9 protein-coding genes and 1 tRNA gene are annotated in these 12,610 nt (G+C 49.0%); 6 read left to right on the top strand and 4 right to left on the bottom strand.

Annotated elements, in window-relative coordinates:
* Positions 1–162 precede the first annotated feature (162 nt).
* Entirely contained in the window at positions 163–969 is an 807-nt protein-coding gene (locus PKOR_RS00055) for a 3'-5' exonuclease (protein ID WP_046308537.1), read from the bottom strand.
* Between the two features lie 9 nt (positions 970–978).
* Positions 979–2,364 (bottom strand): UDP-N-acetylmuramate--L-alanine ligase, encoded by a 1,386-nt coding sequence (locus PKOR_RS00050; RefSeq protein WP_046308536.1) that lies wholly within the window; start codon positions 2,362–2,364, stop codon positions 979–981.
* 221 nt (positions 2,365–2,585) lie between these two features.
* Between PKOR_RS00050 and dnaB the strand changes: the two genes are divergently transcribed.
* The 5 genes from dnaB (at position 2,586) to PKOR_RS00025 (ending at position 10,346) form a co-directional block, all read left to right on the top strand.
* Complete coding sequence (gene dnaB / locus PKOR_RS00045) at positions 2,586–4,157, top strand: replicative DNA helicase (RefSeq protein ID WP_071843192.1); 1,572 nt, start codon at positions 2,586–2,588, stop codon at positions 4,155–4,157.
* A 348-nt stretch (positions 4,158–4,505) separates the two neighbouring features.
* Positions 4,506–7,208, top strand: coding sequence for a D-alanine--D-alanine ligase family protein (locus tag PKOR_RS00040; RefSeq protein ID WP_084694663.1), 2,703 nt, complete (start codon positions 4,506–4,508; stop codon positions 7,206–7,208).
* 104 nt (positions 7,209–7,312) lie between these two features.
* Positions 7,313–8,089 (top strand): PASTA domain-containing protein, encoded by a 777-nt coding sequence (locus PKOR_RS00035; protein WP_046308533.1) that lies wholly within the window; start codon positions 7,313–7,315, stop codon positions 8,087–8,089.
* 125 nt (positions 8,090–8,214) lie between these two features.
* On the top strand, positions 8,215–10,044 hold the full coding sequence (locus tag PKOR_RS00030; protein ID WP_046308532.1) for a T9SS type A sorting domain-containing protein: 1,830 nt from the start codon (positions 8,215–8,217) through the stop codon (positions 10,042–10,044).
* Positions 10,041–10,346: a rhodanese-like domain-containing protein gene (locus PKOR_RS00025; protein ID WP_046308531.1), complete on the top strand. Its 306-nt coding sequence runs from the start codon at positions 10,041–10,043 to the stop codon at positions 10,344–10,346. The genes PKOR_RS00030 and PKOR_RS00025 overlap by 4 nt, the downstream gene beginning before the upstream one ends.
* Before the next feature lie 81 nt (positions 10,347–10,427).
* Here PKOR_RS00025 and PKOR_RS00020 read toward each other — a convergent pair whose 3' ends face one another.
* Both PKOR_RS00020 and PKOR_RS00015 read right to left on the bottom strand, forming a co-directional pair.
* Entirely contained in the window at positions 10,428–11,714 is a 1,287-nt protein-coding gene (locus tag PKOR_RS00020) for a site-2 protease family protein (RefSeq protein ID WP_046308530.1), read from the bottom strand.
* Complete coding sequence (locus tag PKOR_RS00015; protein WP_046308528.1) at positions 11,701–12,333, bottom strand: HAD family hydrolase; 633 nt, start codon at positions 12,331–12,333, stop codon at positions 11,701–11,703. Before PKOR_RS00015 ends, PKOR_RS00020 begins: the two co-directional genes overlap by 14 nt.
* 93 nt (positions 12,334–12,426) lie before the next feature.
* Between PKOR_RS00015 and PKOR_RS00010 the strand changes: the two genes are divergently transcribed.
* Positions 12,427–12,500: transfer RNA gene (locus tag PKOR_RS00010), tRNA-Ile, on the top strand.
* The last annotated feature ends 110 nt before the right edge of the window (positions 12,501–12,610 follow it).

The following is a 12,610-nucleotide window of genomic DNA, read 5'->3' as shown; positions in this document are numbered from 1 at the left end:
GAAAAATGTAAGAAAAATGCAACCAAAATCCTTGACTTTGAAGACAGTACCTTGGGAGATATACGGTCGCAGTAGCCAGGTAGCCCAAGAATCCAACCTGCTTTAGCGGTGGGAATGTCAATGTGAGTTGATACTACATCAGGAGAATTCTACAACCAGTGCTTAGGAAACCTTCATGTTGCGCAGCCTGATGCGGGTCAGAATCTTCTTGGTGTAAAGCGGGAATTCACTCTTCATCATCCAGTCGTAGTAGCTTGGCTCTTTCTGCAGGACTTCCTCTACCGGCACGTTTTTATACTTGCCGAAGTTGAATACTTCCTGCCCGGAGTTATTATACACGATGCGGCCAGATAAATCAGCCGTTTTCTGAAAAGTGAATTTATGCAGGGCTGCCATGTCATTTTGCACCGGGTACTCTGTCAGTCCTTCCGATGTTTCGTAGGGTGTTTCCTGATAGCGCTCCACCTGTGCTTTTAGTATCTCGTAAGTAGCCACGGTATCAGCCTCGGCACTGTGAGCATTGTCCAGCGTTTTGTTGCAGTAAAACTTGTATGCTGCCGATAGCGTGCGCTGCTCCATCTGATGGAAGATGCGGCAGGCATCCACAATATTGCGGTTTTCAATGTCAAAATCGATGTCGCAGCGCAGGAACTCCTCGGCCAGTAGCGGAATATCAAAGCGCAGTACATTGTACCCCCCTAAGTCGCATCCTTCCATAAACTTCTCCAGGTCTCTGGCCACCTGTTTGAAAGTAGGACAGTCTGCCACATCCTCATCATAAATCTTGTGGATCAGGCTCGACTCCAAAGGAATAGGAACTGTTGGGTTGATACGGCGCGTTTTTAAAATTTCCTCCCCATTAGGCAATACCTTAAGAGCACTAAGCTCCACAATGCGGTCTTTGCCGATATCGGTGCCAGTGGTTTCAAGGTCGAAGAATACGATAGGGCGCTTCAGGTGTAATTTCATGGCTTTTCTTTATGCTTTCAGAACCGCCTGCGTTAGCGCCTCCAGGTTAATGTTGTTATAAGTGCCGGAGCTCATGAGCAGCAGGTTTGCCTGCTGCCACTGGCGCTCCAGCAGGTGTTGTTGTAAGGCCTCAGTATCTGTGTATACCTTCAGGTTCTGGTTTTTAAAGGCTGCTTTTAACTCATCCTCCGTCAGCATTTCCATGCGCTTATGCTCAATGGTTTTCGGGCTGAAGTATACTATAGGCTCATCTGCCAGGTCCAGCGCGCCGGCATACTGCGGTATAAAGTTTTTGTTAAGGCTGCTGAACGTATGCAGCTCCAGCACGGCCACCAGGTCTCGCTGCGGGAACTGCTTCTTAACTGCCTCCGTGGTGGCTTTTACCTTGGAAGGAGCGTGAGCAAAATCGCGGTAGATATTGGCTGTGGTTGATTCACCTAGTTTCTGCAGTCGCTTAGCAGCACCCTGGAAGGTTTTGATGGCCTCGTAGAAATCGTGCCCTTTCACCCCAATCTTCTTGCACACTTCTTTGGCTGCACTCAGGTTGCGCAGGTTATGCTCCCCAAATAGTTGCACCTCCACATCGCCTTCTTTTTTGGTATGTAGAATAGTCTTGCCGTTTCGGATGCTGTGGTCGTGTACGCTGTAGCCAATGTAGGCAATATCTGCCGGGTTGCGTGGTACGCTTACCAGCTGCACCTGCTCGTCATCCTGGTTATAGATCAGGGTACCGGCTTTTGGTGTCATCTCGGCAAAAATGCGGAACTGGTCGCGGTACATGTCTGGGTCCGGGAACACGTTAATGTGATCCCAGCTGATGCCGCTGATAACTGCTATGTGGTGGTGGTACAGGTGGAACTTAGGCACCCGCTTTACAGGGTCCGAGAGGTACTCATCACCCTCAATTATAATGACTGGGGCATCGTCAGTGAGCTTTACCATGTGGTTGAAGCCTTCAAGCTGTGCACCTACGGCATAATCAAACTTGCGGCCCAGGTGCTGTAGCACGTGCATGATCATGGAGGTGATGGTGGTTTTGCCGTGGCTGCCACCAATTACCACACGCTGCTTATCGCGGCTCTGCTCATAAATGAACTCCGGGAAGGAATAAATCGGAAGGTTCAGCTCCTTTGCGCGCTGCAGCTCGGGGTTATCGGCACGGGCATGCATGCCAAGTATAACAGCATCTGGTTTTGCATCCAGTTTCTCCGGAAACCAGCCTTCCTGTTCTGGTAGTATGCCTGCAGTGGCTAATCGGCTCTTGGCCGGCTCATAAATCTCATCATCTGAGCCTGTCACTTTCAGGCCCTTGTCGTGTAGGGCGAGTGCCAGGTTGTGCATGATGCTTCCGCCAATGGCGATAAGATGTATATGCTGAAACTCCTTCTTCTCCATATGCAACGCTAAAGTATTCTCAATCAGACAAAGTTATAAGGACTTGCTTAATATAAAATAGCTATACGTTAATATGTGGACACTTTGTGGATATGTGTATATTGTTGTGGATATCTTGTGTATAGTTGCGCTCTGAGCTGTTGAAACCCTGGTTGGCAACTTTAGCGAACATTTTTCAGGTGCGGGATATATAAGGATATATCTTTGTGGTTATGGAGGAAATGAAAATGAACGTGCGACCTGCGGGCAACCGAAACGGATGGCAGAAAAAAACGCCAATGGTTTCGGAGCTTGGTAAAAAGCCACCGCAGGCACTTGACTTGGAGGAGGCCGTGTTAGGCGCTCTGATGCTGGAGAAGGATGCTCTTACAAATGTGATCGACATCCTGCGGCCTCAAAGTTTCTATAAGGAGTCGCATCAGCGCATTTTTAAGGCAATTCTGGCCCTGTTTGATAAGTCGGAGCCAATTGATATCCTGACAGTAACACAGGAACTGCGTGAGCACGGAGAGCTGGAATTAGCTGGCGGCGCATACTATGTGACGCAGTTGACAACCCGCGTAAACTCTGCGGCTAACATTGAGTATCACGCCCGTATTATAACGGAGAACTCCATAAAGCGTGATCTGATCTCTATCTCCTCAGAGGTGCTTTCCAGTGCCTACGAAGACACCACCGACGTTTTTGAGCTCTTAGACAAGACGGAGGCAAAGCTTTACGAAGTATCAGAATCCAACATCCGCAAAAACTTCGACGACATGCGCTCGCTCATGCACCAGGCTATCAAAGAGCTGGAAGAGAAGCGTAAGCAGTCGGACGGTTTGACAGGTGTGCCAACCGGCCTTACTGCCCTGGACCGTGTTACCTCAGGCTGGCAGAAGTCTGACCTTGTAATCCTGGCAGCACGTCCGGCGATGGGTAAAACAGCCTTCGTACTATCGGTAATGCGCAATGCGGCTGTGGATTTTGGCAAAGGGGTGGCCATTTTCTCACTAGAGATGTCCTCGCTACAGCTGGTTAACCGTCTGATTTCGTCAGAGGCAGAGCTGGAGTCGGAGAAAATCAAAAAGGGTAGCCTGGAGGAGTATGAGTGGGCACAGCTAAACCACAAAATTGCGAAGCTGACCGAAGCCCCGATCTATATCGACGACACACCAGGTCTTTCCATTCGAGAGCTGCGTACCAAGTGCCGTCGTTTGAAGGCGCAGTACGATATTCAGATGATCATTATTGACTACCTGCAGCTGATGAGCGGCAACGCCGATGGCAAAGGTGGTGGTAACCGTGAACAGGAAATTGCTTCCATTTCACGAGCCCTGAAAATGCTGGCCAAGGAGCTGAACGTGCCGGTAATTGCGCTCTCGCAGTTGAGCCGTGCCGTAGAAACCCGTGGTGGCGACAAACGCCCGCAGCTGTCTGACCTTCGAGAATCCGGCTCCATTGAGCAGGACGCCGATATGGTATGCTTCCTGTACCGTCCGGAGTACTATGGTATTACCGAAGACGAAATGGGTAATCCAACTGCTGGCGTAGGTGAGGTAATCATAGCCAAGCACCGTAACGGTTCTTTGGAGAACGTACAGTTGAAATTCATCGGTAAGTATACTAAGTTTACAAACCTGGAAGATGATTTCAGCGGTGGTGACGGTATGGGAGGATTCAATGCCCTGCCAAATAGTACCTTCGATACTGAGACGCCAGGAGCCATTCGTTTAGGCAGCCGCATGAACGATGGTGGCAATGGAGGTGGAGGTTTTCCTACTTCAAACTTTGACGAGGAGCCGCCATTCTAAGAAATTCAGGACAATACCTGTGCGTGGTGTTCGTTATGTGGCCACGTTCATAAGTATAAAAGTATAGCCAAAGGAGGATTAGCCGCTGCGCCACAAGCCAGTGGCTTTTCTGTTTCTACAGACCTTGTATTGTACGGAGTTTAAGTAAGCGTCTGAAACAAAAAGAACCTTAGCCATAAAAGAAGGAAGACATGAAATGTGCTGGAGCCTGTGCAAAGTATAATGCTGCTGGTTGTCGCCACTCTTTTGGCTTTGTATTTGTGCTGCTGATGAAAGTTAAATGGTACTACATTTTTAAGCTCCTAAATTCTAACTAACTTAAGCCCCTCATTTGTTACCTTTGCGATAATGAAAGTAGGTATAATCTTCGGTGGACCGTCGCGTGAGCGTGAAATTTCGTTTGCGGGTGGTCGTACAGTTTATGATAATTTAGATAAGTCTCTGTTTGAGGCCGTTCCTGTATTTGTAGACAGCCTGGGCAACTTTATCCTGCTCGACTGGCAGTTTATTTACAAAGGCACTATCCGTGACTTCTATCCACCGGTAGAGGCTCTGCCGGAAAGTGAGCATGGCTTGCAGATTTATATGGAGTCACTTGGTGAGCTGAGCATTGAGGAGCAGGACAGGATTATCGCCAAGGCTGGCAAACGCCTGCAGCCAAATGAGTTTAAGAAGCACTTTGATTTTGCGTTCCTGGCGCTACACGGCCCGTATGGTGAGGATGGCAGTATACAAGGTTTGCTGGAGTGGTATCATATTCCATACTCTGGCTCTGGTATACTTCCGTCAGCTATTGGCATAGACAAAGCGGTGCAAAAAGAGCTTCTGAAGCAGAACGGTTTCCCGACACCAGATTACAGAATTATAAAATACGGTGAGTGGTCTGACAAGCAGAACCGCAGGCAGATTTTTGAAAGTCTGGTGACAGATCTAAGCTTGCCGTTAGTTTTAAAGGCACCACATCAGGGGTCTTCTATCGGGGTGTCTATTATTAAGGAGAATGATTTTGATGCCTTTGAGGCTGGCGTAGAGCGTAGCTTCTTCACCAAGACCATCTATAAGAGCCAATGGCTGGCGATAGGAGAGGAGAAACAGCTGATGAGTATGAAACAGCTGGTGGATATCCGCGAGGGTATCGGTATGCCAGTTGTTCTGGAAGACGGCCAGGTCATCTACCATCCGGAGGCGTTGTTTAACCACATTAACCATACTTTCAGCACTACTGCCACCGACAGCATCACGCTGACGAACGTGGAGCACGAGCAGCAGATTTTGGTGGAGGCCTTTATCCAAGGCAAAGAGTTCTCGTGCATTGTGGTGCAGGATGAGCTGGGAGAGCCGATTGCCTTGCCGCCAACCGAGATTGTGAAAGGTAGTGAGGTTTTTGACTACCGTTCTAAATACCTGCCGGGCCTGAGCCGTAAGATCACGCCAATAAACCTGCCAACAGAGCAGATTCAAAGTATAAGAAAGAACTGCAGCAAGCTGTTTAAAGATTTCGGTTTCAACGTGTATGCCCGTCTGGATGGCTTTATCACGGAGAGTGGCGAGATATTCCTAAACGACCCGAACACTACTTCGGGCATGCTGCCTTCGTCGTTCTTCTTCCACCAGGCAGCTGAGATTGGTTTAAACCCATCACAGTTCCTGACTTACATTATTCGTACTTCGCTGGCCGAGCGCCTGAAAACAGGCAAGGATACTGTGAGGCTGACACGCTTACTTCAGCAACTGGATAAAAAGATAAAAGATGAGCAGGCGCACCGACAGGAAAAGATTCGTGTGGGTGTGATCATGGGTGGCTACTCTTCCGAGCGCCACATTTCTGTAGAGAGCGGGCGCAATATTTACGAGAAGCTGTCGTCTTCTGTTAAGTATGAGCCGCTGCCAATCTTCCTGACCGGAAGCAACGAGGCACACCGCCTCTACACAATTCCGGTTAATATCATGCTGAAAGACAATGCCGACGACATCAAAGAGAAGGTGTTATACTTTGAGCAGGGCGGGAAGCCGCACCCGGTGCTGGCTCAGATTATAGAAGAAGCAGCAGGCATTACGCGTAAGTATACAGGCCGCAGCCTACAGGAGCCACAGCGCATTAGTTATGATCAGCTGAAGAACCTGGTGGATGTGGTGTTCATTGCGCTGCATGGTCGCCCGGGAGAGGATGGCGCATTGCAGGCAGAGCTGGAGAAACTGTACATTCCGTACAATGGCTCCGGTATCCGCTCTTCACAGATCACTATTAATAAGTATGAAACCAACGAGATCCTGGCCAAACATGGAGTGCCGGTTGCCAAGCATGCTATGGCCATGAAGGAGGACTGGTTGCAGGATAAGGAGGCTTTCTACCAAAATATAGAGGCAGCGTTTCCGTATCCGTTCATTGCCAAGCCAGCCGACGATGGTTGTAGCTCAGCTGTGAAGAAGATCAAAAATCGCAAGGAACTGGAGGCATTTACAACGCTGATGTTCCGCGAAATGGAGGAACTGGACACCGAATGTGCCCGTACTTTGTCGCTTGGCTTCAAAGAGGAATTCCCGAATAAGGCTGGTTTCCTGATAGAGACACTCATCAGCAGGAACGGTGCAAAACACTTCCTGGAGATTACAGGAGGCCTTCTGACCAGGTATAGCCCGGACGGCACTGTAGATTACGAGGTGTTTGAAGCATCGGAGGCACTGGCCGAAGGAGAGGTATTATCGCTGGAGGAGAAGTTCTTGGCCGGAGAGGGACAGAACATCACGCCTGCCCGTTATGCCCAGGATCCGGAGCGCCGCCAGAAAATCTCTGACAAAGTGAAGGAAGACCTGAGGCGTGTGGCGCAGATTCTGAACATAGAAGGGTACGCCCGTATCGATGCCTTTGTGCGCGTGCTGGAGAACGATGAGGTGGAGACCATCATTATTGAGGTAAACTCACTGCCAGGTATGACGCCGGCAACCTGTATCTTCCACCAGACTGCCATTAACGGGTACAAGCCATACGATTTCATCGATCGCATCCTGAGCTATGGCATAGAGCGTACGCGCATGAAGGCGGAGATTTAGTAAGTATAGAGAATTTAGAGAGTTAAAAAGTTAGAAAGCTGGATTATCGTTAAGTGCTCATAAAGCAGATTACTAGTCTAGCTATTTAACAATTTTTAAAACGCATGTTTAAAGCGAATTCATTTTTAGATGTTATAAAGCATCTCCTGATTATGGGCGTTATTGTGGCGGCCCTGGTATTAGGCTTCTTTTACTTTTACCTGCCTTCCACCACAAATCATGGCGAGAGTATATCAGTGCCGAAGATAACTGGCTTACAATTGCAGGATGCTGAGACGCTGCTAGAGGAGCAGAACCTACGCTACTTTATAAACGATTCTACCTATAAGCCAGACCAGAAGCCCTTTGAGATACTAACTCAGGACCCGGCCCCTGGAGCAAAGGTGAAGGAAGACCGTAAAATCTACATCTCGGTGAACATGAAGAACCCACCGATGATCAAGATGCCTAAGCTCATAGACGGTTCGGTGAAGAACGCCGAACTTATCCTGAAAAGCTACGACCTGCGCAAAGGCAAAATTACTTATGTGCCAGACCTGCAGCAAAATGCGGTGCTAAAGCAGTTTGTAAATGGCAAGGAAGTAAAGCCGGGTGATATGGTGCCGAAAGGTGCGCTGGTCGACCTGCACGTAGGTGACGGCTTAGGTGAGACTGAGTTCGAGATGCCAAGTGTGGTGGGCATGCCGGTAGACGAAGCTTCAGTTCTGCTGGTAGGGCAGGGCCTGCAGATTGGCAACATAATTTATGTACAAGGCAGCCAGGAACCTGATGGCACTGTGCTGAAGCAGCGTCCGTTTGCTGAGGTAGGAGCCAAGATACGCGTAGGAGAGTTAGTAGACCTGTGGGTAGCTGGTAATGAGCCGGTACAGGGCATAGAGTAAGCTCAAAAGAAATTTACAGGAGCGCCTGCCAGAAATGGTAGGCGTTTTCGTTATAAATGAAGGTAACATTTTAAATTGCATTCCTGTAGTCGAAGTGCTACCTTCTATCTTCAAACATACTCCGCATGATAAAACAGCTGGCGCTTATACTTTTTATACTTGGCAGTGCAGTTTCAGGAGCCAATGCACAGGTAGTGCTGCAGCCCCTGCAGCAAGAGGCGCGCCAGCCGCAGAAGTACCGTCCTGCTGAATCGAAGATGCTGATGAGACTGGCAGTGGATCAGACCTTACCGTTTTTTGATGACTTTGCGGGAGCTGACACGCTTAACACGAACCGCTGGAGCAGCGGAGGTGTGTTCATAAACAACCGCTATGCCCTCAACCCCATTACCATCAACGTGGCTACTTTAGATGGCTTGGATGCCAATGGTAGTGCCTATATTTCTAACTCCTTAGCGGCAGGCCCCTCAGATACACTTACCTCTGCACCTATACTTTTAGGAAGCCTTACACCAGCAGATTCGGTATACCTGAGCTTTTATTGGCAGTCAGGTGGCTTGGGCGATGTGCCGGACCTGACGGAGAGTAACCTGCGTTACCTGGTTCTGGAGTTCTTAGATAATACAGATGCTTGGCAGGAAGTATGGCGTCAGTCAGCAGTGGGTGTGGTAACCGACTTTGCACAGGTATTTGTAGGGCTGAAAGAATCTAGGTTCTTCCATAGTGGTTTTAGGTTCAGGTTTCGAAATGTAGGCCTGCGAAACGGCATGGCCGATGTATGGAACCTTGATTACATAGAACTGGATAAGAACCGTCGGAAAGGGCAGAATACTACCCGCGATATTGCCATCAGCCAGAGTGTAAGTAAACTGCTGAAGAACTACACCGCTATGCCTGCCCGTCAGTTTCTAAGCAATCCCGAGGCAGAGTTGGCTGAGCAGGTGCAGGCTACGCTAAATAACCTAGGTGATTTTCCGGGAGCTATTGGCTGGCGAGGGTACGTCCGAAACCTAGCTGCCGCTGGGGCTGACACTTTTCTGCGTGAGCAGGCACTGGTGCCTGGTATGGCGCGACAGTACCCAATCAGCGGTACACCATCGCTGGAGAATTTCTCTCTACCAAGCAATGGTCCGTTTACACTGCTACACGGTATTATACTTGACACAAAGGAGCAGAACGCGCAACAGCGGGCTAACGACAGTACCGAGCGCGAAACCCACATTGCTGATTACTACGCATACGACGATGGTACGGCAGAGGCCGGCTTTAGCTTTTTGGGCACTGGCAATACGCAGGTAGCACAGCGTTTCGACCTTTACCAGCCAGATCAGGTTAAAGCCTTTAGGGTGTACTTTCCTCGTGTAGGCAATGATATTTCGGGCACCTCCCTTACTTTTCGGGTTTGGGAGGATAATGGCGGTGTGCCAGGCGAAACGCTGCATCAGCAGGCCTTTCAGATACAATACTCAGACTCCTTAAACGGCTTCTATGAGGTAGCGCTAACAAGTCCGGTGTCGGTGCAGGGGAGCTTTTTCATAGGCTGGACCCAGCCTGGTAGCAGGTACGTTAATATAGGTTTTGACAGAAATGAGCGTGCTGAAGGACGCAGGTTTACCTATACTGCATCAGGTGGCTGGGCTGAAGAAACTAGTATGAGTGGGGCTATTATGATGCGCCCTGTGCTGGTTGGGGAGACGCCGCTCGGTGTGGAAGATGACCTGTATAACGCAGCCATGCGTGTATATCCAAACCCTAGCAGGGGAGAAGTGTATTTGACTGAACCTTTCGAACAAGTGCAGGTTTATGATACGCTAGGCCGCCTGGTGCACAGCCAGAAGTATAAAGGCAACAGAGAACCCTTACAACTAGGCCACCTGATACCGGGGCTTTATACTTTGCGTATTCAAAATAGAAAAGCAGTTATCACCAAAAAAATTATCCTTACTAAACTATGATTGCATCAGCAGACATTACAGCAGAAGAATTGAAGGAGCGCCTGAACAAGGGAGAAACTCCTGTTATTATAGATGTGCGTGAAGACTGGGAGTACCAGGAGACCAACATACCAGGTGCGCAGAACATACCTTTGGGCGTGTTGCCACAGCGGCTCGATGAGTTGGAAGACCTGAAAGATCAGGAGCTAATCGTGCAGTGCCGTTCCGGTGCTCGCTCTGCCTCTGCCAAGGCGTTCTTACAACAGCAGGGCTTCGGCAATGTACGTAACTTGTTAGGTGGTATTTTGGCCTATAACGGATAGACAAAACATTACTTACTTCAAACAGAAAGGGGGCAGCTGTATATAGCTGCTCCCTTTCTGTTTAGTATACCTCCAGAACTTTTAGTCTATAATAAAAGGAGAGGGACTAAAGCAAAGCAGGAAAATAACGAAGGCAAGTACACCCACTACTTTGCGGAGCGGGGTAAGCGGGCGTTCATCAGGGCAGGACGGGTGAAAGATTCCCATTACTCTGGAGAGTAGCAGGCCAAACACCAACCAACCGCTGTAGCCATCTGCCTCTGGAAAAGCCAGGGAAATAAGTACCTGTATGACGAGTACCAACGCGGCCAGGCACAGGCTATACTTTAGCTTAGGCGTAGCATGCTGTAGCACAAACACCAGGTAAAGCATGTAGAAAGGCCACATCCAGAAGTAGGCCTCCAGCTCCGGAATTAAGCCTGCCAAACCATACTGTAGCAACAGCATCGCCAATGTAGCTGCCAGTGCATAGTTCCGGTTATCAAATAGCCTCAGGTAGGCCCAATAGGCAAAGGGTCCAAATACCGCCAGTAGTTCTTCTGCCCACACTGGTTTGTTGTGAGGTGAGATAACCCCCAAGCCAGCATAGAGTATAAACAGCGCGAAAAAGATAGGAGAGAGGCGGTTAAAGTTTTGATAGCCGATCAGGCCATACAGTACGTGCCCTCCATCCAGTTGCCCGATAGGGAGCAGGTTGAGCGCTGTAAAAAACAAAGCCAGATAGCCGGCAAACACAAGCGGGTAGTGGATAACCTCGTACTGGTTCGGTACCAGTGCCGGATCGGCCACGTATTTCTCGAAGAACACAAACAGCAGATTTTTGCCCAGCGAGAAGTTGCCGAATCCATCCTGGTAGACATACTGCGCATAGTCAAGCCCATACTTCTTGTACTCCGGGTGAATACTGAAAATATACTCGGGCTGTGGCAGGTGCGTAAAAGCGTAGTACAGCAGCGGAATGGCAACTACAAAGCCTGCCAGTGGACCTGCTACACCAATGTCGAAGAACTGTTGCCGTGAATAGATGCGCTCCTTAATTCGTATAAATGCCCCCATCGTACCGATAGAAGCAGTTATACCAAACCAAAGCGGTATGTAGTAAGGGAGGGTGACGGCAATGCGGTAGTAACGGGCCGTGAAGTAGTGGCCGAACTCATGCACCGTTAGCACTCCTAGAAAGGGCAGCGAAAAGTACAACCCACCCAGAAACTCAGCCCAAGTGAGTGTGCCTGTCCAATTAAAGCCTTCAGGCCCCAGAAAGAACAGCTTCCCATACTGCCACTCTGCCCCTGCAATGGTAGTTGTAACCAGTGTGAGGCAGAACAGCAGCAGGTGTAGCCAGCGTTGCTGCGTCTTAGACTGCAACATCCGCAAAAAATTTATTGATGGTAAGCGGTGGCTGCAGGTGCAGTGTGTTTATGCCAAGTTTGTTTGCGCTCTCTATGTGCTGTATACTGTCGTCTATAAATAGTGTCTCCGACTTATCAAGACTGTTTTCCGCTAAAATTTGCTCAAAAATATGGGCATCAGGTTTGCGCTTGCCTACCAGGTGAGAGTAATAGGTTTTCTCGAACAGAGAGTCTAGACTCGGAATGGTGAAGCTGTGTGCTACGATCTGGTTGAAGCGCTCCAGGTGGATAGCGTTGGTGTTGCTCAGCAGGAAAATGCGGTACTTTTTACCCAACTCCAGCAGCAGGTCGATGCGCTCCTGTGGTATGTCTAGCAGCATAGCATTCCATGCCTCGTCTATAGCTTCGTCGCTTGCGTCTATGCCATAGGTTTCGCGCAGGCCATTTCGGAACTCCTCGTTAGAGCAGTTACCTGTTTCCAGGAGATCGAACAGGTGCGATTGCTCCTTCTGGCTGTAAGCAATATTGCAGTTCTCTTTGCACAGTTTCTGGAGCTCTTCTATGCTTTTATTATAGTCGAGGTTGATGATGACACCACCCAGGTCGAAGATGATATTTTTAATTTGTGTCAGGTCCACGAAAAAAATTAGTTATTAGTATTTGATATATTGAATGCAAATATGTAAAATTGCACTCCCAATTCAAAGGAAGCACATCTGAAGAAAGGGAACGGGCCTATAGCTCAGTTGGTTAGAGCACCTGACTCATAATCAGGTGGTCCCTGGTTCGAGCCCAGGTGGGCCCACTAAAAAGCCTCTTAGATCATTCTAAGAGGCTTTTTTATTTTATGTATCGCAAAATGTAACCAAAGTCAATACTTTTGTCATTCTTGCTCTGCCTAAGGCAGGTAGATCC

Source organism: Pontibacter korlensis (assembly GCF_000973725.1).
Lineage (GTDB): Bacteria > Bacteroidota > Bacteroidia > Cytophagales > Hymenobacteraceae > Pontibacter > Pontibacter korlensis.
Note: the sequence above shows the minus strand (reverse complement) of the source record. Positions and strands in the feature narration are given on the sequence as shown.